Origin of the sequence: Streptomyces sp. NPDC015125 (genome assembly GCF_043080045.1) — a bacterium.
Lineage (GTDB): Bacteria > Actinomycetota > Actinomycetes > Streptomycetales > Streptomycetaceae > Streptomyces.
In genome coordinates this window covers 99,707-125,892 of sequence record NZ_JBIBVF010000022.1, presented here as the reverse complement: position 1 = coordinate 125,892, position 26,186 = coordinate 99,707, and the positions used below count along the sequence as shown (strand labels likewise).

Sequence of the window (26,186 nt, the reverse complement as noted above, 5' to 3'; positions counted from 1 at the left end):
CACCTGTTGAGGTGTCCGGGCCCGCCAGAGCGCCATGCGCCGTGGTTACTGCGTGCGGTTCTCGCCGCGGTAGTACTCGAAGACCCAGCCGAAGAGGCCGACGAGGATCACCGGGAAGGAGAAGTACAGCAGCCACCAGCCGAAGACCACGCCCAGGAAGGCGAGCGCGCCACCGACGGCCAGGGACAGCGGCTGCCAGCTGTGCGGGCTGAAGAAGCCCAGCTCACCGGCGTCGTCCGAGACCTCGGCGTTCTCGTTGTCCTGCGCACCCGCGTCGACCCGCCGGGCCGTGAAGGCCAGGTAGTAGCCGACCATGATGCACAGGCCGAAGGCGAGGAACAGTGCGGTGGTACCCGCGGGCTCCTTCGACCAGACGCCATAGACGATCGCCATGGCGAGGACGAAGACGGAGAGCCAGATGAACATCTTGCCCTGGATCTTCACTTGCCCGCCTCCTTGCCGCCGGCGAGGGCCTTGTCATCCTCGGAGGCGCGGCCGTTGTGCAGCGCGTCGAGGGCTGCGATCTCCGGGTGGTGCAGGTCGAACGCCGGGGATTCGGAGCGAATACGCGGCAGGGTGAGGAAGTTGTGCCGCGGCGGCGGGCAGGACGTCGCCCACTCCAGCGAGCGGCCGTAACCCCACGGGTCGTCGACCTCGACCTTCTCGCCGTACTTCGCCGTCTTCCAGACGTTGTACATGAACGGCAGGATCGACAGGCCCAGCAGGAACGAGCTGATCGTCGAGATGGTGTTCAGCGTCGTGAATCCGTCGGCCGCGAGGTAGTCCGCGTAACGCCGCGGCATGCCCTCGGCGCCCAGCCAGTGCTGGACGAGGAAGGTGCCGTGGAAGCCCACGAACAGCGTCCAGAAGGTGATCTTCCCGAGCCGCTCGTCCAGCATCTTGCCGGTGAACTTCGGCCACCAGAAATGGAAGCCGGCGAACATCGCGAAGACGACCGTGCCGAAGACCACGTAGTGGAAGTGCGCCACCACGAAGTACGAGTCCGAGACATGGAAGTCCATCGGCGGCGAGGCCAGGATGACACCGGTCAGACCACCGAAGGTGAAGGTGATCAGGAAGCCGATCGTCCACAGCATCGGCGTCTCGAAGGACAGCGAGCCCTTCCACATCGTGCCGATCCAGTTGAAGAACTTCACACCGGTGGGCACCGCGATCAGGAACGTCATGAACGAGAAGAACGGCAACAGCACGCCGCCCGTCACATACATGTGGTGCGCCCACACCGTGACCGACAGACCGGCAATCGAAACCGTCGCCGCAATCAGGCCCATGTAACCGAACATCGGCTTCCGGGAGAACACCGGAATGACCTCGGAAATGATGCCGAAGAACGGCAGCGCGATGATGTACACCTCTGGATGGCCGAAGAACCAGAAGAGATGCTGCCAGAGCAATGCCCCGCCATTTGCCGCATCGAAGACATGCGCCCCGAATTTACGGTCCGCCTCCAGCGCGAACAGCGCCGCCGCCAGCACCGGGAAGGCCAGCAGGACCAGCACACCGGTCAGCAGCACGTTCCAGGTGAAGATCGGCATCCGGAACATCGTCATGCCGGGTGCCCGCATGCAGATGATCGTCGTGATGAAGTTGACCGAACCGAGGATCGTGCCGAAGCCCGAGAAGGCCAGACCCATGATCCACATATCCGCGCCGACGCCCGGTGAACGCACCGCGTCCGAGAGCGGCGAGTACGCGAACCAGCCGAAGTCCGCCGCACCCTGCGGGGTGAGGAAGCCGGCCACCGCGATCAGCGAGCCGAAGAGGTACAGCCAGTAGGCGAACATGTTCAGCCGCGGGAACGCCACGTCGGGCGCGCCGATCTGCAGCGGCATGATCCAGTTCGCGAATCCGGCGAACAGCGGCGTCGCGAACATCAGCAGCATGATCGTGCCGTGCATCGTGAACGCCTGGTTGAACTGCTCGTTCGACATGATCTGCGTGCCGGGACGGGCCAGCTCGGCGCGCATCAGCAGCGCCATCAGTCCGCCGACGCAGAAGAACGCGAACGACGTGACCAGGTACATCGTGCCGATGGTCTTGTGGTCAGTGGTCGTCAGCCACTTCACCGCAGCGATGCCGGGTTGCTTCTTGCGTACGGGCGGTGCTGCCGGAGCCGTATCGGCGGCGGCACCCTGAGGTTCGTTGAGGATGCTCACTGGTTCTTGGTCTCCGCATTCCTGGCGTGATCCGTCTGCTTGATGCCCGACGGCAGGTATCCGGTCTGGCCCTTCTTCGCCAGGTCCTTCAGGTGCTCCCGGTACCGCTCGGGGGAGACGACCTTGACGTTGAAGAGCATCCGGGAGTGGTCGACACCGCACAGCTCGGCGCACTTGCCCATGAAGGTGCCCTCCTTGTTGGGAGTCACCTCGAAGACATTGGTGTGGCCCGGGATGACGTCCTGCTTCATCAGGAAGGGCACCACCCAGAACGAGTGGATGACGTCACGCGAGGTCAGTACGAACTGGACGGTCTCGCCCTTCGGCAGCCACAGGGTCGGGCCCGGGTTGCCGGTCTGCGGGTTGCGCTCGCCCGGGGTGCCCACGTCGTAGACGCCGTCGGCACCCGCCGGAGCGCCCTTCTTCCACTTGTCCGGGATCGCGGACAGTGCGCTGGAGTTGATGTTCGAGGTCGACTTCTTGCCGTCCACGTTCTCCAGGTAGTTGAACGCCCAGCTCCACTGGAAGCCGACCACGTTGACGATGTGGTCGGGCTTCTTGGAAGTCTTGAGGATTGCGCTCTCATCGCGCGCGGTGAAGTAGAACAGCACCGCGATGATGATGAACGGGACGATCGTGTACAACGCCTCGATCGGCATGTTGTACCGCGTCTGCGCGGGGACCTCCACCTTGGACCTGCTGCGGCGGTGGAAGATCACGCTCCAGATGATCAGGCCCCAGACCAGCACGCCCGTTGCGAGGGCGGCGGCCCAGGAGCCCTGCCAAAGAGAGAGGATCCGCGGCGCCTCGTCGGTGACGGGCGTTGGCATGCCGAGGCGGGGGAAGTCCTTATATGTGCAACCAGTAGCGGTCGCCAGGACCAGGCCCGCAGCAAGCACCTGCGGCAGCTTCCGCCGCATCGGGCGCCGCGACGAGCGGTCGGAGCCGTTGGGACTCACGTAGCGCCTTCCCGAGAGTCTCGCCCGCGCGGTCGGCTGCGGCCTTACTCGCTGGTCGGTCGCCGCCCTGCGTCGGGCAGGGGTTTGGATGTTTATGCGGGCCAAACCTTACTGGACGCTATTTGGGGTCGCGCGGGGAGGGTGCCCAACGCGCCGCGACGCACCCCTAAGGGGTGGCCAAGGCTTCCGGGAGGCGCCCGCCGAACCCCCGAATACCCGCCGAATACCCGCCGAATACCCGCTTCCACCAGGCATCTGACGCCGTGCCCGGCCGGGCTCCCGCGCCGCTCTTTCGGGGCCCTCCCCGGGGCGCTCCCACCCGCCGACCGCGCCCGGGAACCGCGCGCCACCGCCCGGCGGGGCCGGAGCCGCCCCCGGCCGCGCGCCGGCGGACTAACGTCTCGTACGTGCCCTATTTCGACGCGGCGTCGGCCGCCCCCTTGCATCCGGTCGCCCGCGAGGCCCTGCTCGCCTCGCTCGACGAAGGCTGGGCCGACCCGGCCCGCCTCTACCGGGAGGGGCGGCGCGCCCGGCTGCTGCTGGACGCGGCGCGGGAGGCCGCGGCCGAGGCCGTGGGCTGCCGCCCGGACGAGTTGATTTTCACCCCTTCGGGGACGCAGGCGGTGCATACGGGAGTTTCCGGCGCGCTGGCGGCCCGTCGGCGGGCCGGCCGCCGGCTGCTGTACTCCGCCGTGGAACACTCCTCCGTCCTGCACGCCGCCGAGGTCCACGAGGCGGCCGGCGGCAGCCGCACGGAGCTGGCCGTGGACCGTACGGGCCGGGTGGCGGCCGACGAGGTCGCCGCCGCGCTCGGCCCGGACACCGCGCTGGTCTGTCTCCAGTCCGCCAACCACGAGGTGGGAACCGAACAGCCGGTCGAGGAGGTGGCCGGGCTCTGCCGGGAGGCGGCGGTCCCCCTCCTGGTGGACGCCGCGCAGTCGCTGCCCTGGGGGCCGGTGCCCGGCGCCTGGTCGCTGCTGACGGCGAGCGCCCACAAATGGGGCGGCCCGCCCGGCGTGGGACTGCTCGCCGTCCGCAAGGGGACCCGGTTCGCGCCCCAGGGGCCGCAGGACGAGCGGGAGTCGGGACGCAGCCCGGGGTTCGAGAACATCCCGGCGGTCGTGGCCGCCGCGGCGTCCTTGCGCGCGCTGCGGGCGGGCCCGGAGACCGGGGACGAGGCGGCGCGGCTGCGGCGGCTGGTGGACCGGATCCGGGCGCGGGTGCCGGAGCTGGTGCCGGACGTGGAGGTGGTCGGCGATCCGGTGTGCCGCCTCCCTCATCTCGTCACCTTCTCCTGTCTCTATGTCGACGGAGAGGCCCTGCTGCACGAGCTCGACCGGGCGGGCTTCTCGGTGTCGTCCGGATCGTCGTGCACCTCCAGCACCCTGACGCCGAGCCATGTGCTGCGCGCGATGGGCGTGCTGTCCGAGGGGAATGTGCGGGTGTCGCTGCCGTACGGCACGGCCGAGGCGGACGTGGAGCGCTTCTTGGAGGAGCTGCCGCGGGTCGTACGCGCGGTGCGGAAGCGGCTGGGCGTCCCGGCGGCGGAGGCCGGGGCCGGGGCCGGGGCCGGAGCCGGGGCCGGAGCCGGAGCCGGGGGCGCACCGGCCACGGGCGGCGAGGTGCCGCGGGCCGGACGGGCAGCGGCGGCGGAGGCCGGGGAGCCCGCCGGGCCGGCCGAGCCCGCCGGGCCCGCTGACGCCGCCGAGCCCGCTGAAGCCGCCGGACTGATCGTCGACTCGCTGGGCAAGCGCTGCCCGGTCCCGGTCATCGAGCTGGCGAAGGTGATCGGCGAGGTGCCGGTCGGCGGGACGGTGACGGTGCTCTCCGACGACGAGGCCGCCCGGCAGGACATCCCCGCCTGGTGCACCATGCGGGACCAGGAGTACGTCGGCGAACGGGCGGCCGAGCGCGGCGCCGCGTACGTCGTGCGGCGCCGCGCCTGAGGGGCCGCTCAGGCCAGGTGCTGCTGGACCTCGGCCGCGGCCTCGTGACCGTAGGCCTTGGTGAAGCGGTCCATGAAGTGGCTGCGGTGCAGCTCGTACTCCTGGGTGCCGACGGTCTCGATGACCAGCGTCGCCAGCATGCAGCCGATCTGGGCGGCGCGCTCCAGGCCGGCGCCCCAGGACAGACCGGACAGGAAGCCGGCGCGGAAGGCGTCGCCGACGCCGGTGGGGTCGGCCTTGGCGTTCTCCTCCGGGACGCCGACCTCGATGGCCGGCTCGCCGACCCGCTCGATGCGGACGCCGTTGGCGCCGAGGGTGGTGACGCGGGTGCCGACCTTGGCCAGGATCTCCTCGTCGGTCCAGCCGGTCTTGGACTCGATCAGGCCCTTCTCGTACTCGTTGGAGAAGAGGTAGGCCGCGTCCTCCAGCAGGGTGCGGATGGCGTCGCCGTCCATCCGGGCGATCTGCTGGGAGAAGTCGGCACCGAAGGGGATACCGCGGCTGCGGCACTCCTCGGTGTGCCGGATCATCGCCTCGGGGTCGTCCGCGCCGATCAGGACGAGGTCCAGGCCGCCGACCCGCTCGGCCACGTGCTGCAGCTCGATCAGCCGGGCCTCGCTCATCGCGCCGGTGTAGAAGGAGCCGATCTGGTTGTGGTCGGCGTCGGTGGTGCACACGAAGCGCGCGGTGTGCAGCACCTCGGAGATGCGTACGGAGCGGGTGTCGACGCCGTGGCGGTCGAGCCAGGCGCGGTACTCCTCGAAGTCGTTGCCGGCGGCACCGACCAGGATCGGCTCGGTGCCGAGCTGGCCCATGCCGAAGCAGATGTTGGCGGCGACGCCGCCGCGGCGGACATCGAGCTGGTCGACCAGGAAAGAGAGGGAGACCGTATGCAGTTGGTCGGCGACCAACTGATCGGCGAAACGGCCGGGGAAGGTCATCAGGTGGTCGGTGGCGATGGAGCCGGTGACTGCGATACGCACGACGGGTCTGCTCCTGCGGAAGGCGTAGGGGCGGGCTGACGTGTAGCAACGCTACCCGCCGGGGTCGCGCGCCACCGGGTCATCCCGGACACTTGGAATGGCTGAAACTACCCAATAGTAGGTCTTTCTCCTCGGGATATGGCTGCGTACGGTGCCCCTATGACCAAACCTGTGAAAGCCGTCACACTGCGTGAGGGCGTCTCGCCCGTCACGCAGGACCCCGAATCGCTCGACGAGCTGCGCGGCGACTGTGCACGGATGGCGGGCCGGTGGAAGTCCGGGCGGCGATCCGCGCCCGCGCCGGGGCGCGCCGCCGATCTGCACGGCGTCGAGGTCCCCTCCAGTTCGGCCGCACTCGTGGACGGAATGTCCGAGTACGGCGACTGACCGGCCGCCCGGCCGGAACCGTATCGGCCCCCGCTCCGTCCCATCGGCGTCACCTCACGGAGGATGGCACGTCAGATGTTCAGCGGAGCCGAAGGAGCGATGCGGTGAACACCGAGGACACCACCGACACCCCGAACCCCAAGGAGCGCAGGCGGCGCACCCCCGTGGTGGTCGCCTCGATGGCCGCGGCGGTACTTCTCGCCGGGGGCGGCGCGGCGTACTGGGTCTCGTCCGCGTCCAGCAACGAGGGCGCAGGTTCAGCGGCCAAGGGCGACCCGCCGCCGCTGGCCCTCGACGGCTACACCGGCGGCGGTTCGATCGCGGCCGGCGAGCCCAACCCCCAGGGCGCGAAGTACCGGGCGGTGAAGAAGCTGCCCGGCGGTCCGGCGTCCGCGCCGGTGTACCGCCCCCAGGGCGAGATCAGCCGCGCGTCGGTGGAACGGCTGGCGAAGGCACTGGATGTGTCCGGAAAGGTCCGCTCGGAGGGCCCCTCCTGGAAGGTCGGCGGGCTGACGCGGGACGCCCGCAGCCCCGTCCTGGAGGTGAAGAAGTCCGGTTCGGGCGCCTGGACGTACTCGCAGTACGGCACGCCGGGCGGCACGAACTGTGCGCTGCCCGCCTCGCCGAAGGGCGGCAAGGACCAGGCCGACGGCGCGGCGCCGTCGGGCCGGCCCGGCTGCCCCTCGTACCGCGGTGGCGGGGACATCACGACCGAGGACGACAGCAGCGGCAAGGGCGCGGTGTCGCCGGCGAAGGCCGAGCAGGCCGTGCGGCCGGTACTGAAGGCGCTCGGCCAGGAGAACGCCAGGCTCGATGCGGGCGGGCTGTCCGGCGCGGTGCGGATCGTCAGCGCGAATCCGGTGCTCGGCGGGCTGCCGACGTACGGCTGGCAGAGCGATCTCCAGGTCGGCTCGGACGGTCAGGTGGTCGGCGGCAGCGGCCAGTTGGCGAATCCGGCCAAGGGCGCGGACTATCCGGTGCTGGACGCCGGCAAGACGCTGGACCGGCTGAATTCGGGCGAGGGCCGCAAGCCGGCCGACTGCCCCTCGACGCCCGGTGACAAGGGCGGCAAGGACGGCACGGCCGACAAGGGGGGCAAGGGCGGCGGGATAGCGCCGTGCGAGCCGGCGCCGACGAAGGCGCAGCAGCCGTCGGAGGTGACCGGCGCCGTCTTCGGGCTCTCGGTGCAGTACGTGGACGGCGGGCAGGCACTGGTGCCGTCGTGGCTGTACAAGGTGCGCGAGCCGGGCGCCGGCAGCGGCCCGGACGACACCTCGACGATTGCGCACCCGGCGGTGAACCCGAAGTATCTGGCCCACCGGGGCGGCGGCGCGTCGCCGAGCGCGAAGAAGCCGTCCGGCAAGCCCGGGGCGATGGCGCTGGAGTCGTACGACGTGGGTGACGGCGGCAAGAAGCTGACGGTGCACTTCTGGGGCGGGGTGTGCAGCGTCTACTCGGTGAGCGCCGAGGAATCCGGTTCGACCGTGAAGACCAAGGTCGTCGGCAAGGACAAGAAGCCGGGCCAGGTCTGCGTGAAGATCGCCAAGGAGTTCACCAAGACCGTGACGCTGCAGAAGCCGCTGGACGGCCGGAAGGTGGTCGATGTGTCGACCGGTGAGTCCGTGCCCAAGCGGTGACCGGACGCGGTGCGGGCACCCCGGCGGCACAGCGGCACGGACCGCCGCGGCGAGGCCCCACGGACGCGGGAAAACGAAAGGCGGCGCTCCCCCACGCGGGGGGGCGCCGCCTTTCGTGCGAGCTGCCGTGCTCCCCGGCTGAAGCCGGTGCTCCTCGGCCGGAACCCGTGCTCCTCAGCCGGAGCCCGTGCGCTTTAGCTGAAGGAGTCGCCGCAGGCGCAGGAGCCGGTGGCGTTCGGGTTGTCGATCGTGAAGCCCTGCTTCTCGATGGTGTCGACGAAGTCGATGGAGGCACCGCCCAGGTAGGGGGCGCTCATCCGGTCGGTGACGACCTTGACGCCGTCGAAGTCCTTGACGACATCGCCGTCGAGCGAACGCTCGTCGAAGAAGAGCTGGTAGCGCAGACCGGAGCAGCCGCCGGGCTGAACGGCCACCCGCAGCGCGAGGTCCTCCCGGCCTTCCTGCTCCAGCAGGCTCTTGACCTTCGACGCGGCCGCGTCGGACAGGATGATGCCGTCGCTGACGGTGGTCTCGTCCTGAACGCTCATCTACATCTCTCCCGGGTTGTACGGACCGCTTGTCATCGGATGCAACCAGCTGCAACCGGCGACGTCCCGGATTAATTCCGGCTGGGCGCGAATTGCCGAGAAGCTGCCTTCCGGACACCGTCCGGGCGAGCCTCTCGCCTTGTTCTCTCCTCATGCTCGCACACCGGCCGCCGGGAACACGTGGCCGACCGCACACGGCGGATGCAGCGGATGCTGATGCGTCACATCGACACGATGGCCATCGTCAAAGTGACGTGAAGCAGCTATGATAGATAGCGTCATATAGACGAAAAGGGTCCCGGTGCACGCGCCGGCGCCCACGGATGCGGCTGCGCCGCGCTCATCGAAGAAAAGAGAGGGTGCGTGTTGTGACCACCGCCCAGCCCCTGGACGTCCAGCCGACCCCGCTGGCCCTGCTCCTCCTCGGCCGTGAGGCCGACCCGAAGAGCGAGCGCGGTGTGGAGTGCCCCGGCGATCTGCCGGCCCCGTCGGACCCCGACCTCGTCGAGCGCGCCCGCGCGGCCAAGGCGAAGCTCGGGGACAAGGTCTTCGTCCTCGGGCACCACTACCAGCGCGACGAGGTCATCGAGTTCGCCGATGTGACCGGCGACTCCTTCAAGCTCGCGCGGGACGCCGCCGCCCGGCCGGACGCCGAGTACATCGTCTTCTGCGGTGTGCACTTCATGGCGGAGTCCGCGGACATCCTCACCGGCGACGACCAGCAGGTCATCCTCCCCGACCTCGCCGCCGGGTGCTCGATGGCCGATATGGCCACCGCCGAGCAGGTCGCCGAGTGCTGGGACGTGCTCACCGAGGCCGGTGTCGCCGAGCAGGTCGTCCCCGTCTCGTACATGAACTCCTCGGCCGACATCAAAGCCTTCACCGGCAAGCACGGTGGCACGATCTGTACGTCCTCCAATGCCAAGCGGGCGCTGGACTGGGCGTTCGGACAGGGGGAGCCCGGTTCGACAAAGGTGCTGTTCCTGCCCGACCAGCACCTGGGCCGCAACACCGCCGTCCGCGACATGGGCCTGTCCCTGGACGACTGCGTGGTCTACAACCCGCACAAGCCGAACGGCGGCCTGACCGCCGAGGAGCTGCGGGCCGCAAAGATGATCCTCTGGCGCGGCCACTGCTCGGTACACGGCCGCTTCTCGTTGGAGTCCGTGAACGACGTGCGCGCGCGTATCCCGGGCGTCAATGTCCTCGTCCACCCCGAGTGCAAGCACGAGGTCGTGGCGGCGGCGGACTACGTCGGCTCGACGGAGTACATCATCAAGGCGCTGGAGGCCGCCCCGCGCGGCTCGAAGTGGGCCATCGGCACCGAACTGAACCTGGTCCGCCGGCTGGCCAACCGCTTCGCCGCGGAGGACAAGGAGATCGTCTTCCTCGACAAGACGGTCTGCTTCTGCTCGACGATGAACCGCATCGACCTCCCCCACCTCGTGTGGGCACTGGAGTCCCTCGCCGCCGGCAAGGTCGTCAACCGCATCCAGGTCGACCGCGAGACCGAGAGCTTCGCGAAGCTGGCGCTGGAGCGGATGTTGGCGTTGCCGTAGCGCACGTTTTCGGCTTTCCCGCCGCGGGGGTTTCGCCCCGTTGCTCCCCCACTGCCTAAGGGGCGTGGGAGGTACCCCCAGCGGCGGGCGGGTCCGCTGCGCGGGGCCCGTCCGCTGCGCTTTGCCTCGGCCCGTTTTCGGCTTTCCCGCCGTGGAGGCTGCTCGCCGTTGCTCCCCCACTACCTAAGGGGCGTGGGAGGTACCCCCAGCAGCGGGCGGGTCCGCTGCGCGGGGCCCGTCCGCTGCGCTTTGCCTCGGCCCGTTTTCGGCTTTCCCGCCGTGGAGGCTGCTCGCCGTTGCTCCCCCACTACCTAAGGGGCGTGGGAGGTACCCCCAGCAGCGGGCGGGTCCGCTGCGCGGGGCTTGTGGGTGCGTGACGGGCCTGCGGGGCCTGGTGTGTGGACTGCTTCGCTTTACGCTCCGCTGCGCTCCGCTTTTGCTCTTTCCTGGAGCCTTCGGAAGCAAAGCCCACACACCAGGCCCCTCCGGCCCGTCCCCTCCCGTGGGTGAGTAAGTGAACGAGAGTGGGGACGGGCCATCGGCTCGGCTCGGTGGCCCGGGCGGCTACTCCAGGGTCCAGCGGACCTTGTCGCCGTCCTTGATCGCGGTGTGGCAGGGGCCTTTCTTGATCTTCTCCTCGTTCACGTACGCGTTCCACTTCTTCTTGCCCTCGGCGGCGTCGCCGTGGATCTCGGTGACGACGAAATCCTGGGCCTTGGTGTCCCAGCGCGCCTTTACGCCGCCGAGGCCGTACTGCTCATCGGCGTCGACCAGGGCCGTGACGGGCGTGGGCGCGAGGCCGTCGGCGGCGCAGTAGAAACCGCCCAAGAGGGTGCGCGGTCCCGTGAAGACGAGTCCCACGCTGGCGGTGTAGGGGCCGCCGGTGACGCCGACGCGGACCCGGACGCCTCCCGGGGAGGCGAGGGCGGGCGGCGGCACCGCGAGAGCCAGGCCGAGGCCCAGCCCGAGCGCGATGACGGGGGTGGCCCTGCGGGCCAGCGCGGACGGCACGGTTGCTCACCTTTCGTCGGTCCAGCTCCACCCGCCACGAAACCACCGGCTCCCGCGATCGGCGAGAGATGCACGGCCAAATGCGTGCGCCGCCACCTGCGTGCGCCGCCAAGTGCGTGTGCCGCCCGGTCCGCAGACGGATCGTCACGGACTCCTCTACGGCTCTGCAGCCCTGCGCTCTGCCGCTTTGCCGCTTTGCCGCTTTGCCGCGCTACAGATAGATCTGCTGACGGCAGGCCCGGCAGCAGGTCCGCCCCTCGCACAATCTGGTCTCCCCGTGGTCGCACGGCTCCGGCAGCCGGTCACCCCGGCTGACCGCGATCCGCAACACGTCCCGCAGCGCCCGGTGGAGTGCGGCGGCCGTCGGGCACAGCTCCCGGGGGCCCGTGCCCCGTACGGCGGGCAGGACCCCGGTCTCGTCCAGCAAGGTCTCGGCGGCTTCGATCAGCTCGTCCTCGGCATGGTCGGCCAGCTGGGAAAGGGGGCTGTCCGGGTTGTCCGTGCTCAGATAGCACGGGGCGCCGTCCGACCTGGTCCACGGCAGCAACCGCGGAGGCGAACACCGCGGCGGCGAACTCTCGAACATATGGCTCGCTTCCTTCGAATCGACCCTTCTCATTACCGTGTGTATCGCCATCGCGACCCTGTGGGACATGGCCTCAACGCGGGTGCCCCGTCCGCCTGTTGAGCTGGGACGACCGAGAGCTGACGGCTATGAAGTTCACGCCGAGGGAACTGACCCCGTACCTGTCCGCGCGCCACTTCTTCGGCGCCGAACAGCGCCGCCACCGCGAGCGCGCGAAGCTCTCGCTGGTGCAGCTGGCGGAGATCGTCAACTTCGGCAAGAGCACGCTGGCGCGCGTCGAGGCGGCGGAGCTGATGCCACCCCCGGAACTACCCGCCGCACTCGACGCGGCATTCGGCACGGAGGAGCACTTCCACGGCCTGTACCAACTGGCGAAGAGGGAGGCGCATCCGGATCAGTACCGGCGATTCATGGACTTCGAGGCCCGTGCGGAGGTGATCGAGGTCTTTGAACCGCAGGCGGTGCCCGGACTGCTGCAGACCAAGGAGTACGCCCGCGCCTCTCTGGGCTGCCAGGAGGACTTGACCAAGGAACAGGTCGAAGAGCGTGTCAACGCCCGGATGTCCCGTCAGGAACGTCTGCAATCGGCCGCCCGGCCATACCGATGGGTGATCATCGACGAGGCTGTGCTCCGGCGGCACGCGGGCGGTAGGGAGTGCATGCACAAACAACTGGCTCGACTGCTCGAACAGGTGGATACTCCCGACAGTAAGGTGCAGGTCATGCCCTTCAGCGCGGGCCCGTACCCGCTGATGGGCGGCGCCCTGAATCTGCTGACGCTTCCCGACGGCTCCACCATGGCCTACGAAGAGGGCATCGAGACCGCGCATCTCCACGAGGGTCCGGAAGCCGTGAAGAAGTGGCGGCGCCGGTACGAGGTGCTGCGTGCGAATGCCCTCTCACTGGCGGAGTCAGCGGACCTGATCCGAAAGGCAATGGAGGACTACAAGCCATGCGACACACAACCGAGTTGAGCGCGGCTCGCTGGCGCAAGAGCAGCTACAGCAACACCAACGGCGGAAGCTGCGTCGAGGTCGCCGACGACTTCCCCGGCCTCGTCCCCGTCCGCGACAGCAAGAACCCCCACGGCCCTGCCCTCGTCATCCCGGCCACTGCCTGGACCGCCTTCGTGAACTCCCTCAAGGACCAGGGCTAGGCACACCGCTCAGTCCGTCCCGGCACACCACCGGGACGGTCCGCAGTACGGCAATGCGGACACCCCTCGTGGAATCAGAAATTCCGATTCAGAACGCAAGGAGGACCACACGCCATGCGACACGCCCCCGAGCTGAGCTCAGCCCGCTGGCGCAAGAGCAGCTACAGCAACACCAATGGCGGGAGCTGCGTCGAGGTCGCCGACGACTTCCCCGGCCTCGTCCCCGTACGCGACAGCAAGAACCCCCACGGCCCCGCTCTCCTCGTCCCGGCCGTGGCCTGGACCGAGTTCGTGGACTCCCTCAAGCAGCAAGGCTAGGCGTGCCGTTCGGCCCGTCCCGGTACGCCGTCGGGACGGGCCCGGTCACAACGACACGCGCTGCCCGTCAGCGGTGACGGTGATGCGGTAGCGGTCCCGGGACGGGCTGCCCTGTGCCTGCCAGGCGCGGTAGGCGCACTCGACCTCGTCCCACAGGCGGCGCGGGCCGTGCTGTTCCGTGTCGTACACCGCACGGCCGGGGACGTATTCGACGGTGGCCCAGGAGCTGCGGGCGTCGTCGAAGAGCCAGTACGTGGCCTCGTCGCTGCCGTCGTCGGCGTGGCACAGCAGCGGCCAGGCGTCCCGCACCCGCAGTCCGACGGCGAAGCGGGCGTGCAGATCGTCCTCCAGCACCCGGGGGTCGAGCGTGGTCGTGGAGTGTGCGCCCTCCTCGCCGTGATACCAGTCCCTGATGCGGCCGTAGGAGCGGCGCTGCTGACGGGCCCACATGAAGGCCGGGCGGCCGGAGAAGCCGCCGGTGGCCCGCCCGTCGCGGACCGTCAGGGTGGCGAACGAGTAGGAGTGGAACGACGAGCCCCACGGGGTGAGGATCGTGCCGTCCGGTGCGGTCTGCTCCACCCAGGCGTAGGGGATGTCGCGGACCGTGCAGGTCGCGATGATCCGGTCGAAGCGGGCCCGCCCGGGGACGCCCGCGAGGCCGTCGCCGCACTCCATGTGCGGGTGCAGGCCCGCCCGGGCCAGGTTGTCCCGGGCGATGTCGTGCAGGGCCTTGTCGGTCTCGATCGTGGTCGTACGGTCCCCGCCGAGCCGGTGGGCGAGCCAGGCGGCGTGGTAGCCGGTGCCGGTGCCGATCTCCAGTACCGCGTCGCCGTCCCGGACGGCCGCGGCCATCGCCAGCATGAGGGAGGGCATGGACGTCGAGCAGGTGGGAAAGGCCACCTCGCCCGCCACGCGCCGGCCGTCGTTGTGCTGGGTGATGAGGGGAAGGTCGGCGTAGACCATCCGGCGCCACTCCGCCTCGTCCGCGGAGCGGGAGACCGTGCGGTCGGCCACCTCGAAGGTGTCCGGTACGAAGTGCGCGCGGTCGACGGCGGCGACCGTCGGGGCCCATTCCGGGGCCAACTCGCCCTTGTTGCGCAGGATTTCCACCAGTCGGCCCGGCGAGGACATCGCGCCGCCCCCTACTTCTTCGGCGGATCGGTCACCGGCTTGGTCCACCGGCCGTCGGATTCCTTCGGGCTCTGCTGCTTGTCGCCCTCCTCGCCGCCCTTGCCGTCCCCGTGCTTGCCCATCGTGCTCCCCCTTCGTCGGTGCGGGGGCGTGTCGACCCCCGGGACGGAGATGCCCAGCACGATGCCCCCGCAAGCACCGGCTTGCGGGGGCATCGTTTCTGCGTCACCTCATCGGTGGCGTCACCGTCGGCGTCGCCTCGTCGTCGGCGTCAGACCCTCAACGCCGGCGTCACACGCTCGCCGGCGTCAGACGCTCGCCGGCTCCGGTGTGCGGTCGGTCTCCTCGGGCTGCGAACCGTCCTTGGCGGACCGCTTCGCGGCCTTCTTCTTCGCCCGGCGCTCCTTGCGGAGCTCGATCATCGCGTAGAGCGTCGGGACGAGGAGGAGGGTGAGCAGGGTGGAGGTGATCAGACCGCCGATCACGACCACGGCGAGCGGCTGGGAGATGAAGCCGCCGTCACCGGTGATGGAGAGCGCCATCGGGAGCAGCGCCATGATCGTGGCCAGCGCCGTCATCAGGATCGGGCGCAGCCGGTGGCGGCCGCCCTCGATGACCGCTTCGACGACGCCGTAACCCTGCGACCGGTACTGGTTGATCAGGTCGATCAGCACGATGGCGTTGGTGACCACGATGCCGATCAGCATCAGCATGCCGATCATTGCCGGGACACCCAGCGGGGTGCCGGTGGCGACCAGCAGGCCGATCGCGCCGGTCGCCGCGAAGGGGATCGAGACCAGCAGGATCAGCGGCTGGATCAGCGAGCGGAAGGTGCCGACCAGGAGCATGAAGACGATGGCGATGGCCGCCAGCATCGCCAGGCCCAGCGAGGAGAACGCATCGGTCTGGTCCTGGGAGACACCGCCGATCTCGGCGGTGGCGCCGTCGGGCAGCTTCAGGGCGTTGATCTTGCTCTGCAGTGTGGTGCTGACCGCGCCGGTGTTGTCGCCGGTCGGCTTGGCGGTGATGGTCGCCGAACGGGCCCCGTCGATCCGGGTCATCTGGACCGGGCCGGGGACGGTCTGCACGGTGGCGAGCGTGCCGAGCTTGGCCGGGCCCGCCGGGGTCGGCACGGCCAGGTTCTTCAACTCGGCCACGGTGGTGGCCGGGTGGGCCGACTTGATCACGATGTCGCGCTCGGTGTCGTCCAGGACGGCCTTGCCGCTGGTGGTGCCGCGCACCGCCTGGGCGACCGCACCGCCGAGGGTGGTCTGGTTGTAGCCGGCCGCGGCCGCCTTGTCGTTGGGCTTCACGGAGATCCGCGGCACGCTCTGGGCGAGATCGCTCTGGACGTCGGTGACGCCGTCGAGGCCGGCGACGGTCTTGCGGACCTGCTCACTGGCCTTCTTCAGGACCTCGCCGTCCGCGGCCTTGACGACCACGCTCAGGTCCTGGCTGCCGAAGCCGCCGCCGCCCGCGGTGACGGTGGTGTCGCCGATGGACGGACCGAGCTTGTCGAGACCGGCCCGCAGGTCGTCGGTGACCTTGCCGGAGTCCGCGGCGTCCTTCAGCTTGAGCTGGTAGGAGGCCTGATTGGCGCCGGTGCCGCCGCCGAAGGCCGCCATCAAGCCGGAGGAGCCGACGGTGACCTGGTAGTCGGCGAGGTCGTCGTTGGCCGCGAGCAGCTTCTCGACCTTCTTGGCCTGCTTGTCGGCCGCTTCCAGGCTGGTGCCGGGCTTGAGCTCCTGCTTGACGGTGAGGGTGTCCTGGTCGCCCTGGTCGAAGAGGTTGGTCTTCAGCAGCGGGCCCATGGCGAAGGTGGCGAGGAGGACGACGACGGCGATGACCAGGCTGGTGACCCGGCGGCGGGTCGCGAACCGCAGGACGGGGACGTAGAGGCGCTGCAGCGGGCTCTTGGTCTCCTTCTCCTCGGCCTGGCGGCGCAGGTCGTCCGGGGTGGTGCCCTCGGGGATCTGCGGGGCGCGCAGGAACCAGAACGAGAGGACCGGTACGACCGTCAGGGAGACGATCAAGGAGGACAGCAGGGCGACGGTGACGGTCAGGGAGAAGGAGCCGAAGAGGGCGCCCACCATGCCGCCGACCACACCGATCGGCAGGAACACCGCGACCGTGGTGAGGGTGGAGGAGGTGATCGCTCCGGAGACCTCCTTGACGGCGGAGAGGATGGCCTCGCGGCGCTCCTCGCCGTAGCCCAGGTGCCGCTTGATGTTCTCCAGGACGACGATGGAGTCGTCGACGACGCGGCCGATCGCAATGGTCAGCGCGCCGAGGGTGAGCATGTTCAGGGAGAGGTCCCCGGTCCACAGCACGATCAGGGTGATGACGACCGAGAGCGGGATGGAGACCGCGGTGACCAGCGTCGAGCGCAGGCTGAGCAGGAAGACGAGGATGACGATGACCGCCATGGCGAGGCCGAGCAGGCCCTCGGTGGTCAGCGACTCTATCGACTTGGAGACCGCCGGGCCCTGGTCGGAGGCGACCGTGACCTCGGTGCCCTTGCCCAGGTCCTGACGGATCTTCGGGAGCTTGTCCTTGACCGCGTCGGAGATCGCGACCGCGCTGCCGTCCTGGTCCATCGTCACCCTGAGGGCGAGGCTGGGCCTGCCGTCGGTGCGGGTGATCGAGGTGGGGGTGGCGGCCTGCTCCTTGACGGTGGCGACATCGCCGAGGCGGACCGGACCGGCCGGGCGGCCGGTGCTCGCGCCCGCACTCGCGCCCGCACCGGAGTCACCGGCTGCCGGGGACGGCGCGATCGAGAGGTCCCGGATCTGCTTGACGGTGGTGAACCCCGCCCCGACCTGCACGGTCTTGCTCTGCCCGGCTTCGGCGAACGAACCGGCGGGCACCGACGTACCGCCGGCCTCCAGCGCCTGGCCCAGCGCCTGGGAGTTCAGCCCGGCGGCGGCGAGCTTCTTGTCGTCGGGGGTGACCGCGACGATCCGGTCCTGGACGCCGTCCAGGCTGACCTGGCTGACGCCGTCGATGTTCTTCAGGTCCGGCACGACGCTGCGGTTGAGCTGGTCGGCCAGCGTCTGCTGGTCCTTGGAGCCGGAGGAGACGGCCAGGACCACGGTGGGGATGTCGTCGGTCGAGCCGGACACCACCTGCGGGTCGACGTCGTCGGGCAGCTTGGCGCGGGCGCGGTTCACGGCCTGCTGGACATCGGCGACCAGGCGCTTGGAGTCATTGCCGTAGTCGAACTGCGCCATGATGACGCCCGAGCCCTCGCTGGAGGTCGAGGTGACGCTCTTGATGCCGTCGACCGCCTGGACACCGTCCTCGATCGGCTCGATCACCTGCTTCTCGATGACCTCGGGGGAGGCGCCCTGGTAGGGGGCCATCACGGACACCATCGGGAGTTCGATGGACGGCAGGAGCTGCTGCTTGAGCTGCGGGATCGCGATGGCGCCGAAGGCGATCGCCACGATCGACATCAGCGCTATCAGGCCCCGTTGTACGAGGCTGAGTCGGGACAGCCAGGACATGGGTGGGGTCTCTCTTCTGTTCTGAAACGGTCGGCGGGGCCTTTCCCGGGCCCACATACACCTTCCGCCATGCCCTGGCCGGTTTTCCTCGCTCGCAGGTCGGTTTCCGGCCGGTGCCCGTACCGCGTTGGGAGTACGGGCCGCTCCACCTTCACTGCACCCGTGGGCGTACGAGTCCGGACTCGTACGCGATGACCACCAGCTGGGAACGGTCGCGGGCGCCCAGTTTGGCCATCGCGCGGTTCACATGCGTCTTGACGGTGAGCGGGCTGACCGCGAGCTGCTCGGCGATCTCGTCGTTGGACAGCCCGCCGGCCACCAGGGTCAGCACCTCCCGTTCGCGGCCGGTCAGCGTCGCCAGCCGCTCGGCGCCCCGGCTGCCGGGGCCGCCGTCCCCCGTGCTGCCGCCCTGCGCAAGGAACTTGGCGATCAGGCCCTTGGTCGCGACGGGCGACAGCAGCGCCTCGCCGGCCGCCGCGATCCGGATCGCGCCCAGCATCTCGTCCGGCTCGGCGCCCTTGCCCAGGAAGCCGCTGGCACCGGCCCGCAGCGACTGCACCACGTAGTCGTCGACCTCGAAGGTCGTCAGGATGACCACCCGGACGTTGGTGAGCTCCGGGTCCTCGCTGATCATGCGAGTGGCCGCCAGGCCGTCCACACCGGGCATCCGGATGTCCATCAGGACGACATCGGGACGCTTCGCCCGGGTCAGCTCGTACGCCTGGGCGCCGTCGGAGGCCTCCGCCACCACCTCCATGTCCGGTTCGGAGTCGACCAGCACCCTGAAGGCGCTGCGCAGCAGCGTCTGGTCGTCGGCGAGCAGCACCTTGATCGTCATTTTGACTCCCCCGTACGGACGGTGTGCAGCGGAAGGGTGACCCGCACCTGGAAACCGCCGGCCGCGCGCGGGCCGGTCACGACCGTGCCGCGCAGCGCGAAGACCCGCTCGCGCATCCCGATCAGGCCATGGCCGCCGCCGCTGTCCTCCGGCTCGCCGGGTCCGCCGGGCTCCACGGCCGGCCGGTCGCCGCCCTTCTGCCGCGGGATGCCGGCCCGGCCCGCCCCGTCGTCCAGGACGGTCACGGTCAGCGCGGTCTCGGAGTGGAGGATTCGCACCGTGGCGCGGGCCCCCTCGCCGGCGTGCTTGTGGACGTTGGTGAGCGCTTCCTGGACCACGCGGTAGGCGGTGAGGTCGACGGAGGCGGGCAGCGGGCAGGGCGCGTGCGGGACCTCCAGATCGACGGGGATCCCGGCGCGGACGAACCCGTCGACGAGCTGGTCGAGGACGCCGAGGCCGGGCGCGGGCTCGGTCGGCGCCTTGGGGTCGTCGGACTGCCGCAACAGACCGACCGTGGCGCGGAGTTCCTCCAGCGCCGAGCGGGACGCCTCGCGGACGTGCGCCAGCGCCTGTTTGGCCTGGTCGGGGCGGTTGTCCATGACGTGCGAGGCGACCCCGGCCTGCACATTGACCAGGGCGATGTGGTGGGCGACGACATCGTGCAGCTCACGGGCGATCCGCAGGCGCTCCTCGGCGACCCGGCGCCGGGCCTCCTCCTCGCGGGTGCGCTCGGCGCGTTCGGCGCGCTCACGGATGGCGTCGACGAAGGCGCGGCGGCTGCGGACCGCATCGCCGGCGGCCGCGGCCATGCCCGTCCAGGCGAAGATCGCGATGTTCTCCTGCGCGTACCAGGGACGGGGGCCGTAGAGCATCGCGGCGGCGGTCAGCACGACGACGGTCAGCGCGCCGATCCGCCAGGTGGTGGGCCGGTCGGTGCGCGAGGCCAGGCTGTAGAGGGCGATCACCGCGGAGGCGGCCACGGGGGCGCGCGGGTCACTGGAGCGGGCGAGCAGCTCGGCGATGGTGCAGGCGCCGGTGACGGCCAGGACGGTACGGGGCAGCCGGCGGCGCAGGAGCAGGGCGGCGCAGGCCAGCGCGGCCGCCACCACGGTCGTGGCGGACAGGTGGTGAGCGCCGAACCGCGGGCCGTGCGGACCGTGCGGGTCGGCCACCGCACCGCACAGGACGCACGCGAAGACGGACACCGCCAGGAATGTGTCGAAGGCGAGCGGATGTGCCCGGTGCCACTGGAAGCGGCCGGCGCGGGGCGCGTCCGGGCGGGGGTCGAGGAGGCTCACAAGAGCAAACGGTAGCGCCCCGGCCCACCGAGGGGCCGGGGCGCTGTGCGCTGGAGTGGAGTGACCGGACCGGAACCGGACCGCGGCTCAGCCCGGGACCGGGACCGGACCGCGGCTCAGCCCGGGATGAGGCCGTCGTCGCTGAGCATCTCCCGGACCTCTTCGAGGGAGGCGTCCGCGGACGGCAGGATGAGTTCGGACGGTTCGAGGGCATCGTCGGGAAGCGGTGTGCCGAGTCGGCGCACCGCGTCCAGCAGGGCATCGAGAGTGCGCTGGAAACCTGCTTCGTCGTTGCTCTCCATCTCGGCGAGCAGCTCATCGTCCAGTTTGTTGAGCTCGGCGAAGTGGGCATCGTCCAGCTTCACCTGGCCCTCCCCCATGATCCGTACGATCACGACGGTCTCCCTTGGTCCGGTCCGACGCTCTCCGGCGAGGCTATCCGCCGCCGGCCGTCACTGCTTGTCGAAACGCGGCCGGTCCTGCTGCGGGGCGGACTGTGCCCCGCCGTTCTGACCGCCCTCGATGGCCTGCTGGCCGGACGAGCCTCCCGCGAGCTCGGCCTTCATCCGCTGCAGCTCCAGCTCGACATCGCTGCCGCCGGAGAGCCGGTCCAGCTCGGCCGTGATGTCGTCCTTGGCCATGCCGGTCGGGTCGTCCAGCGCGCCGGACGCCATCAGCTCGTCGAGGGCACCGGCCCTGGCCTGCAGCTGCGCGGTCTTGTCCTCCGCACGCTGGATGGCCATGCCGACGTCGCCCATCTCCTCGGAGATGCCGGAGAAGGCCTCGCCGATCCGGGTCTGGGCCTGGGCGGCCGTATAGGTGGCCTTGATCGTCTCCTTCTTCGTACGGAAGGCGTCGACCTTGGCCTGCAGCCGCTGCGCGGCCAGCGTGAGCTTCTCCTCCTCGCCCTGCAGCGTCTGGTGCTGCGTCTCCAGGTCGGTGACCTGCTGCTGCAGCGCGCTGCGCCGGCTCAGCGCCTCGCGGGCCAGGTCCTCGCGGCCGAGGGCCAGCGCCTTGCGGCCCTGGTCCTCCAGCTTGGACGACTGGCCCTGGAGCTGGTTGAGCTGCAGCTCCAGGCGCTTGCGGGAGGTCGCCACGTCGGCGACGCCGCGGCGTACCTTCTGCAGCAGCTCCAGCTGCTTCTGGTACGAGTAGTCGAGGGTTTCGCGCGGGTCTTCGGCCCGGTCCAGGGCCTTGTTGGCCTTCGCGCGGAAGATCATCCCCATCCGCTTCATGACACCATCGCTCATGGGCCTCGCGCGCCCCCTTCTGACCGAGTCACCTCGGGCTTAGGCTCCAGCACATCTACAGACCCCACAGTACGGGCCCTGGTTCCATTACCGCACTGTTCGCGCCCTGATGCGCTCCTCCTCCAGGACGATCGGGACCCGTTCTTCTCCCGCGCAAGGAGTAGGGAGAGTCCGGACAAGCCGCGCGATGTCCGCTCTGTCCCGGTAGGGCAGGGGTTCCGGCCCGGTGGGACCCGGGCTCCGGACCGGTCGGGCGCGGGTGCCGCGGGCGCCGTTGCCGGATCGTGCCCCGTCGGACCACGGCTCAGCCGCGGCGACCACGTACCCTTGGGCCTTGTGTTCCGAAGCCGTTCGAAGGATGAGCAGGCCGCGACCGCCAAGGTGACCGCGGACCAGCCCCAGCAGCCCCGCGATCCGCAGGCCCCCAAGGGCCGCCCGACGCCCAAACGCAGCGAGTCCCAGTCGCAGCGCCGCTCCCGTGCGCATACGCCCACGAACCGCAAGGACGCGGCGAAGGCCCAGCGCGAGGCCCGCCGAGTCGACATGGCCCGCCAGCGCGAGGCGATGGCCAGCGGCGACGAGCGGTATCTGCCGGTGCGTGACAAGGGACCGGTGCGCCGGTTCGCGCGGGACTACGTCGACTCCCGCTGGGCCGTCGCCGAGTTCTTCCTGCCGATGGCCGTGGTGATCCTGGTGCTCACCATGATCAGGGTGCCCTCGATCCAGAGCATCGCGCTGCTGCTGTGGCTCGTGATCATCGTGCTGATCGTGCTCGACTCGGTCCTGATCTGGTTCCGTCTGGGCAAGCGGCTGGAGGAGCGCTTCCCGAACGAGAACCTCAAGGGCGTGAAGCCGTACGCGGTGATGCGGACGCTGCAGATGCGGCGGCTGCGGCTGCCGAAGCCGCAGGTGAAGCGCGGCCAGCGGCCGTAGTGCGCCGTACCCGGTGGCCGGGCCCGTCCCCTGTTCCGCCGGTCCCTCGCCGTCGTGGCTGCGCACCGTCGCGGCGGGATGGTTTTTGACGCTTGGCCGGGCCCGTTCGGGCCCGGCCAAGCGTCGTTTCGGCGCCGGCCGGCGCGTGCGGGGGCGCCCGGCCCGGCAGTCGTACGCCCGGCCGTCGTACGGGGCCGGCCCCGCCGCGTCGTCGGGTCTCAGCCCTCGGCGGCCGCGTGCAGACTCATCGGGGCGGCGTAGATCTCGGTGCCGTCCTCGAAGAGCCTGACCTGGTCGACACCGCCTTCGAGGAGGGCCTTCCACTCCTCGCCGATCCAGGACTCCGCGTCGCCCTGGGTGGTGAACTCCTCCGGTTGCACGGCCGGCGCCGTCTCCGAACCATCGGCCTTCTCGAACCGCCACGTCCACGCCATGTGCGCCTCCTGGATCCCACCGAGTACGAAGAGTACGAATCTGTGCCACCGGGGCGCTTCCTGACGCACCCCCGGTGCCGTGCTTGCGTGCTGATCGGCAGCCTAACGGCCGTGTCGAGTCCGCCCCCGCCGCGCCCGCCCGGCGCGGACGCGAGAAACTCGGCGGTGTGGATGTGACTCTCCTCGGCACCGGGGCCCCGCAGGGGCTGCCGCGCCCCGGCTGCCCGTGTGCCGCCTGTGCGACCGCCGTCGGCGACGAGGCGCGGGCGGCGACCGCGCTGCTCGTCGACGGCGCGCTGATGATCGACCTGACGCCGGGCCCGGCCTTTGCGGCCGCCCGTGCCGGGCAGTCCCTGGCGGGCGTACGGCAGGTGCTGCTCTCCCATCCGCACGACGGCCCGGTGATGGAGGTGCCGGCCGGGCTGCCGCAGCCGGGCCGGGTCGCGGACGGGCGGGAGCTGGCGCTGCTCGACGGGCACCGGGTGCGCGCCGTCGCGGTGGACATCCCCGGTACCGGCTATGAGATCTCCGGCGCGAGCGGCGAGCGGCTGCTGTATCTGCCGCCGGGCGCGGCGCCGGCCGGACTGGGCAACGGGAACGGCCGGGCGGCGGGCGGCAGTGCCGAGGGCGCCGGCGGCACCGGTCCCTACGACCTGGTGCTGCTCGACGTACTGGAGCGGCCCGATGCGCTGGCCAGGCTACGGGCGAGCGGCGCGGTCGACGCGGCGACGGATGTGGTCGCGGTACACCTCGACCACGGCGTGCCGCCGGGGCCCGAACTGCACCGCAGACTGGCGGCGGTGGGGGCCCGCGCGGTGGCGGACGGCAGCACGCTGGTGGTCGGCGAGTTTCACGCGGTGCCGGATCTGCCGCGGCGGACCCTGGTGCTGGGCGGGGCGCGCAGCGGCAAGTCGGTGGAGGCGGAGCGGCGGCTCGCGGCCTTCCCCGATGTGGTGTACGTGGCCACCGGGGGGACCCGGGACGGCGACCAGGACTGGGCGCAGCGGGTCTCGCTGCACCGCGAGCGGCGCCCCAGCAGCTGGCGCACCGTCGAGACCTGCGATCTGCTGCCGCTGCTGGGGGCCGCGGGGCCGGGCACGGAAGCCGCGGGGCCCGGCCGGGAAGCCGCGGGGCCGGGCACGGAAGGTGCAGGGCCGGGCCAGGAAGCCGGCGAGCCCGGTGCGGGCCCGGCCACCGGCCGCCCGGCCGAGACGTCGCCGCTGCTGATCGACTGTCTGGCGCTGTGGCTGACGCACGTCATGGACGACGTCGGGGCGTGGGACGACGCGGCCTGGGAGGCCGGCGGCCGGCAGGCGCTGCGGAAGCGGACCGATGCGCTGGTGGCGGCGGTGCGCGAGACGCGCAGGACGGTGGTGGCGGTGAGCAACGAGGTCGGTTCCGGGGTCGTCCCGGCGACCCCGGCGGGCCGTCGGTTCCGTGACGAACTGGGGCGGCTGAACGCGGCGTTCGGTGCGGAGTGCGAGCAGGTGCTGCTGGTCGTCGCGGGCCAGGCGCTTGCGCTGCGTGGATGACACCGGCCCGGCGGGGCCCGTGTCCGCTTGCCCGCGGGCGCGGCGCCGGGTGCTCTTGAACCGTGACCGAATCCGAGCGGACCGAATCCGAAGCGCCGGCCGGGCGGAAAGCGGGGCCCGCCCGGGGGCCCCGAGGGCGCGGGCGGCTGTTCGACGCGGCCGTGCGCGCCTATCTGGAACGGCATCCGGAGGCGACGGTGGTCGCGCTCGGCGAGGGGCTCGGCACCGGTTTCTGGCGGCTGGACAACGGGCGGCTGACCTGGCTGACGGTGGTGCCCCCGAACACCGCGGCGGCCCGCCGGATGCTGCTTCCGGACGGCGCCCGGCGGCGGACCGTCGCCCGTACGGTGACCGATCACGCCTGGCTGGACGCGGTGCGGGAGCCGTGGCGCGGGGTCGTCGTCACGGCTCCCGGGGTACTGATGCGGCTGCCGCCGCCCGCGGTGCGCGCGCTGCTGGCGGCGTGCGCCGAGCGGTTTCCCGGCGGTGTGCTGGTCTTTGACGCGCTGCCTCGTCGGGCGACCGCGCTGGCCCGGCGGGCCGCCGCGGCCGGCGGCCGGTGGCCGGCCCCGCGCTGGGGGCTGGACCGTACCCAACTGCCGCGGGTGGCCTGCCTGCACCCGGGCATCGTCGCGGTGCGCGAAATCGGCCCGGAGCCGGCTGCGCCGGGCGGCGCGGCGGCGGGCGGCCTGCTGTCCCGGCTGCTCTGGCGCGGGCGGCGCGTCCCGGTGCTGCGCGAGCTGACGCCGCTGGTGTGCGAGGTCCGGTTCGCCCCGGCCGGTTCGCATCGGCCCGTTCCCCCCGGCGCGCTTCGTCAGCGGTGAGTTGACGGTAATCTGCGCCCAATGAGCGCCTTGAACCTCGACGACTTCGCCCACCTGATCGAGCGCCCCGATGGCGGTGCGCGCCGTGACGCCGAGGAGCGGCGGGCACGGCTGGCCGTGCCGCCGGGCGCGCTCGGCCGCCTCGACGAGCTGGGTGAGTGGCTGGCCGCCGCGCGGCAGCAGGTACCGGTGCGGCCCGTCGAGCGGCCGCGGGTGCTGCTGTTCGCGGGCGATCACGGGGTGGCGGAGCTGGGGGTGTCGGCCCGGCCGGCCGGCGGCACCAGGGATCTCGTACGGGCCGTGCTGGACGGGGCGAGCCCGGCCGCGGTGCTGGCCCGGGGTGCCGGGGCGCAGCTGCGGGTGGTGGATCTGGCGGTGGACTGCGACCCACAGGAGCTGCCCGGGGACGTCACCCGGCACCGGGTGCGGCGCGGTTCGGGACGGATCGACATCGAGGACGCGCTGACGGCCGAGGAGGCCGAGGCGGCGTTCCGGGCCGGGATGGCCGTCGCGGACGAGGAGGCGGACGCGGGCACCGATCTGGTGGTGCTGGGCGATCTGAGCGTCGGCGGGACGACCGCCGCGAGCACGCTGATCGCCGCGCTGTGCGGCACGGACGCCTCGGTGGTCACCGGGCGGGGCGGCGCCCCCATCGACGATCTGGCCTGGATGCGCAAGTGCGCGGCGATCCGCGACGCGCTGCGGCGGGCCCGTCCGGTGCTCGGCGACCAGCTGGAGCTGCTGGCCACGGTCGGCGGCGCGGATCTGACCGCGATGACCGGCTTCCTGCTGCAGAGCGCGGTGCGCCGGACTCCGGTGATCCTGGACGGGGTGGTCTCGGCGGCCTGTGCGCTGGTGGCGCAGCGGGTGGCGTTCCGGGCGCCGGACTGGTGGGTGGCCGGACAGGCGAGCGGGGAACCGGCGCAGGCCAAGGCGCTGGACCGGATCGCACTCAACCCTTTGCTGGACCACGGCGTCACTGCTGGCGAGGGAACCGGGGCGCTGCTGGCCCTGCCATTGGTGCAGGCGGCCGCGGCCCTGGCGGCAGAACTGCCCGTACGCGACTGACCCGGCGCCGGACCACCCCGGCCGGCCGCCGTAGGAAGCGAGCGGACGAGCGCCCGGCCCGGGCGCTCACCACGTCATGCCCGTACCGGACCGCCGGCGGCTCCC

Annotated in this window: 25 protein-coding genes; 11 read left to right on the top strand and 14 right to left on the bottom strand. The window is 71.1% G+C overall.

What is annotated here, in order from left to right; genetic code table 11:
• Window positions 1-45 precede the first annotated feature (45 nt).
• From ACF088_RS33020 to coxB, 3 genes are read right to left on the bottom strand one after another with little or no spacing between them, the layout of a single operon-like run.
• Window positions 46-444 (bottom strand): cytochrome c oxidase subunit 4, encoded by a 399-nt coding sequence (locus tag ACF088_RS33020; protein WP_392379557.1) that lies wholly within the window; start codon window positions 442-444, stop codon window positions 46-48.
• On the bottom strand, window positions 441-2,177 hold the full coding sequence (gene ctaD / locus ACF088_RS33015; RefSeq protein ID WP_392379556.1) for a cytochrome c oxidase subunit I: 1,737 nt from the start codon (window positions 2,175-2,177) through the stop codon (window positions 441-443). Before ctaD ends, ACF088_RS33020 begins: the two co-directional genes overlap by 4 nt.
• Window positions 2,174-3,136 (bottom strand): cytochrome c oxidase subunit II, encoded by a 963-nt coding sequence (gene coxB / locus ACF088_RS33010; protein WP_392379555.1) that lies wholly within the window; start codon window positions 3,134-3,136, stop codon window positions 2,174-2,176. Before coxB ends, ctaD begins: the two co-directional genes overlap by 4 nt.
• 407 nt (window positions 3,137-3,543) lie before the next feature.
• On the opposite strand from coxB, the gene ACF088_RS33005 reads away from it, so the two are divergent.
• Complete coding sequence (locus ACF088_RS33005) at window positions 3,544-5,082, top strand: cysteine desulfurase/sulfurtransferase TusA family protein (RefSeq protein WP_392379554.1); 1,539 nt, start codon at window positions 3,544-3,546, stop codon at window positions 5,080-5,082.
• 8 nt (window positions 5,083-5,090) lie between these two features.
• Here ACF088_RS33005 and ACF088_RS33000 read toward each other — a convergent pair whose 3' ends face one another.
• On the bottom strand, window positions 5,091-6,065 hold the full coding sequence (locus tag ACF088_RS33000; protein ID WP_392379553.1) for a carbohydrate kinase family protein: 975 nt from the start codon (window positions 6,063-6,065) through the stop codon (window positions 5,091-5,093).
• A 159-nt stretch (window positions 6,066-6,224) separates the two neighbouring features.
• On the opposite strand from ACF088_RS33000, the gene ACF088_RS32995 reads away from it, so the two are divergent.
• Window positions 6,225-6,452, top strand: coding sequence for a hypothetical protein (locus tag ACF088_RS32995; RefSeq protein ID WP_392379552.1), 228 nt, complete (start codon window positions 6,225-6,227; stop codon window positions 6,450-6,452).
• A 104-nt stretch (window positions 6,453-6,556) separates the two neighbouring features.
• Window positions 6,557-8,089 (top strand): hypothetical protein, encoded by a 1,533-nt coding sequence (locus ACF088_RS32990; protein WP_392379551.1) that lies wholly within the window; start codon window positions 6,557-6,559, stop codon window positions 8,087-8,089.
• A 194-nt stretch (window positions 8,090-8,283) separates the two neighbouring features.
• Here the strand turns inward: ACF088_RS32990 and erpA are convergent, their stop codons facing one another.
• Window positions 8,284-8,637 (bottom strand): iron-sulfur cluster insertion protein ErpA, encoded by a 354-nt coding sequence (gene erpA, locus ACF088_RS32985; RefSeq protein ID WP_030256738.1) that lies wholly within the window; start codon window positions 8,635-8,637, stop codon window positions 8,284-8,286.
• Window positions 8,638-8,996: 359 nt separating this feature from the next.
• On the opposite strand from erpA, the gene nadA reads away from it, so the two are divergent.
• The gene (gene nadA / locus ACF088_RS32980) at window positions 8,997-10,196 is read left to right on the top strand and encodes a quinolinate synthase NadA (protein ID WP_392379550.1); all 1,200 of its coding nucleotides are present in this window, start codon (window positions 8,997-8,999) and stop codon (window positions 10,194-10,196) included.
• 564 nt (window positions 10,197-10,760) lie between these two features.
• Here nadA and ACF088_RS32975 read toward each other — a convergent pair.
• Complete coding sequence (locus tag ACF088_RS32975; protein ID WP_392379549.1) at window positions 10,761-11,207, bottom strand: DUF4430 domain-containing protein; 447 nt, start codon at window positions 11,205-11,207, stop codon at window positions 10,761-10,763.
• Window positions 11,208-11,418: 211 nt separating this feature from the next.
• On the bottom strand, window positions 11,419-11,793 hold the full coding sequence (locus ACF088_RS32970; protein WP_392379548.1) for a hypothetical protein: 375 nt from the start codon (window positions 11,791-11,793) through the stop codon (window positions 11,419-11,421).
• Between the two features lie 128 nt (window positions 11,794-11,921).
• Here ACF088_RS32970 and ACF088_RS32965 point away from each other — a divergent pair, with 128 nt between their 5' ends.
• From ACF088_RS32965 to ACF088_RS32955, 3 genes are all read left to right on the top strand, one after another.
• Entirely contained in the window at window positions 11,922-12,767 is an 846-nt protein-coding gene (locus tag ACF088_RS32965; protein WP_392379547.1) for a helix-turn-helix domain-containing protein, read from the top strand.
• A complete protein-coding gene (locus tag ACF088_RS32960; protein WP_392379546.1) occupies window positions 12,746-12,949 on the top strand; it encodes a DUF397 domain-containing protein in 204 nt (67 codons plus the stop codon). The genes ACF088_RS32965 and ACF088_RS32960 overlap by 22 nt, the downstream gene beginning before the upstream one ends.
• A 114-nt stretch (window positions 12,950-13,063) precedes the next feature.
• Window positions 13,064-13,267 (top strand): DUF397 domain-containing protein, encoded by a 204-nt coding sequence (locus ACF088_RS32955; RefSeq protein WP_392379545.1) that lies wholly within the window; start codon window positions 13,064-13,066, stop codon window positions 13,265-13,267.
• Between the two features lie 45 nt (window positions 13,268-13,312).
• On the opposite strand, the gene ACF088_RS32950 is transcribed toward ACF088_RS32955, so the two are convergent.
• The 6 genes from ACF088_RS32950 to ACF088_RS32925 form a co-directional block, all read right to left on the bottom strand.
• Window positions 13,313-14,398 carry a methyltransferase domain-containing protein gene (locus ACF088_RS32950; RefSeq protein WP_392379544.1) on the bottom strand — a complete coding sequence of 362 codons (1,086 nt, stop codon included), beginning with the start codon at window positions 14,396-14,398 and terminating at the stop codon, window positions 13,313-13,315.
• A gap of 308 nt (window positions 14,399-14,706) precedes the next feature.
• Window positions 14,707-17,904, bottom strand: a complete 3,198-nt coding sequence (locus ACF088_RS32945; RefSeq protein ID WP_392379543.1) for an efflux RND transporter permease subunit — start codon at window positions 17,902-17,904, stop codon at window positions 14,707-14,709.
• Between the two features lie 151 nt (window positions 17,905-18,055).
• Window positions 18,056-18,742, bottom strand: coding sequence for a response regulator (locus ACF088_RS32940; protein WP_392379542.1), 687 nt, complete (start codon window positions 18,740-18,742; stop codon window positions 18,056-18,058).
• Window positions 18,739-20,040 carry a sensor histidine kinase gene (locus ACF088_RS32935; protein ID WP_392379541.1) on the bottom strand — a complete coding sequence of 434 codons (1,302 nt, stop codon included), beginning with the start codon at window positions 20,038-20,040 and terminating at the stop codon, window positions 18,739-18,741. Before ACF088_RS32935 ends, ACF088_RS32940 begins: the two co-directional genes overlap by 4 nt.
• Before the next feature lie 116 nt (window positions 20,041-20,156).
• Window positions 20,157-20,435 (bottom strand): hypothetical protein, encoded by a 279-nt coding sequence (locus ACF088_RS32930; RefSeq protein WP_392379540.1) that lies wholly within the window; start codon window positions 20,433-20,435, stop codon window positions 20,157-20,159.
• A 57-nt stretch (window positions 20,436-20,492) separates the two neighbouring features.
• Window positions 20,493-21,290, bottom strand: coding sequence for a PspA/IM30 family protein (locus tag ACF088_RS32925; protein WP_359459407.1), 798 nt, complete (start codon window positions 21,288-21,290; stop codon window positions 20,493-20,495).
• Window positions 21,291-21,626: 336 nt separating this feature from the next.
• Here ACF088_RS32925 and ACF088_RS32920 point away from each other — a divergent pair, with 336 nt between their 5' ends.
• On the top strand, window positions 21,627-22,223 hold the full coding sequence (locus ACF088_RS32920) for a DUF3043 domain-containing protein (RefSeq protein WP_392379539.1): 597 nt from the start codon (window positions 21,627-21,629) through the stop codon (window positions 22,221-22,223).
• 218 nt (window positions 22,224-22,441) lie between these two features.
• Here ACF088_RS32920 and ACF088_RS32915 read toward each other — a convergent pair whose 3' ends face one another.
• On the bottom strand, window positions 22,442-22,657 hold the full coding sequence (locus ACF088_RS32915) for a hypothetical protein (protein WP_392379538.1): 216 nt from the start codon (window positions 22,655-22,657) through the stop codon (window positions 22,442-22,444).
• A gap of 167 nt (window positions 22,658-22,824) precedes the next feature.
• Here ACF088_RS32915 and ACF088_RS32910 point away from each other — a divergent pair, with 167 nt between their 5' ends.
• From ACF088_RS32910 to cobT, 3 genes are all read left to right on the top strand, one after another.
• Window positions 22,825-24,189 carry a bifunctional adenosylcobinamide kinase/adenosylcobinamide-phosphate guanylyltransferase gene (locus ACF088_RS32910; RefSeq protein ID WP_392379537.1) on the top strand — a complete coding sequence of 455 codons (1,365 nt, stop codon included), beginning with the start codon at window positions 22,825-22,827 and terminating at the stop codon, window positions 24,187-24,189.
• Between the two features lie 62 nt (window positions 24,190-24,251).
• Entirely contained in the window at window positions 24,252-25,013 is a 762-nt protein-coding gene (locus ACF088_RS32905) for a class I SAM-dependent methyltransferase (RefSeq protein WP_392379536.1), read from the top strand.
• A gap of 21 nt (window positions 25,014-25,034) precedes the next feature.
• Entirely contained in the window at window positions 25,035-26,081 is a 1,047-nt protein-coding gene (gene cobT, locus ACF088_RS32900) for a nicotinate-nucleotide--dimethylbenzimidazole phosphoribosyltransferase (protein ID WP_392379535.1), read from the top strand.
• Window positions 26,082-26,186 lie beyond the last annotated feature (105 nt).

Bases quoted from the DNA above. Each gene is read 5' to 3' on its own strand.
- ACF088_RS32995 (WP_392379552.1), top strand. From the start codon at position 6,225: ATGACCAAACCTGTGAAAGCCGTCACACTGCGTGAGGGCGTCTCGCCC.
- erpA (WP_030256738.1), bottom strand. From the start codon at position 8,637: ATGAGCGTTCAGGACGAGACCACCGTCAGCGACGGCATCATCCTGTCC.
- ACF088_RS32970 (WP_392379548.1), bottom strand. From the start codon at position 11,793: ATGTTCGAGAGTTCGCCGCCGCGGTGTTCGCCTCCGCGGTTGCTGCCG.
- ACF088_RS32965 (WP_392379547.1), top strand. From the start codon at position 11,922: ATGAAGTTCACGCCGAGGGAACTGACCCCGTACCTGTCCGCGCGCCAC.
- ACF088_RS32960 (WP_392379546.1), top strand. From the start codon at position 12,746: ATGCGACACACAACCGAGTTGAGCGCGGCTCGCTGGCGCAAGAGCAGC.
- ACF088_RS32955 (WP_392379545.1), top strand. From the start codon at position 13,064: ATGCGACACGCCCCCGAGCTGAGCTCAGCCCGCTGGCGCAAGAGCAGC.
- ACF088_RS32950 (WP_392379544.1), bottom strand. From the start codon at position 14,398: ATGTCCTCGCCGGGCCGACTGGTGGAAATCCTGCGCAACAAGGGCGAG.
- ACF088_RS32945 (WP_392379543.1), bottom strand. From the start codon at position 17,904: ATGTCCTGGCTGTCCCGACTCAGCCTCGTACAACGGGGCCTGATAGCG.
- ACF088_RS32940 (WP_392379542.1), bottom strand. From the start codon at position 18,742: ATGACGATCAAGGTGCTGCTCGCCGACGACCAGACGCTGCTGCGCAGC.
- ACF088_RS32925 (WP_359459407.1), bottom strand. From the start codon at position 21,290: ATGAGCGATGGTGTCATGAAGCGGATGGGGATGATCTTCCGCGCGAAG.
- ACF088_RS32915 (WP_392379538.1), bottom strand. From the start codon at position 22,657: ATGGCGTGGACGTGGCGGTTCGAGAAGGCCGATGGTTCGGAGACGGCG.
- cobT (WP_392379535.1), top strand. From the start codon at position 25,035: ATGAGCGCCTTGAACCTCGACGACTTCGCCCACCTGATCGAGCGCCCC.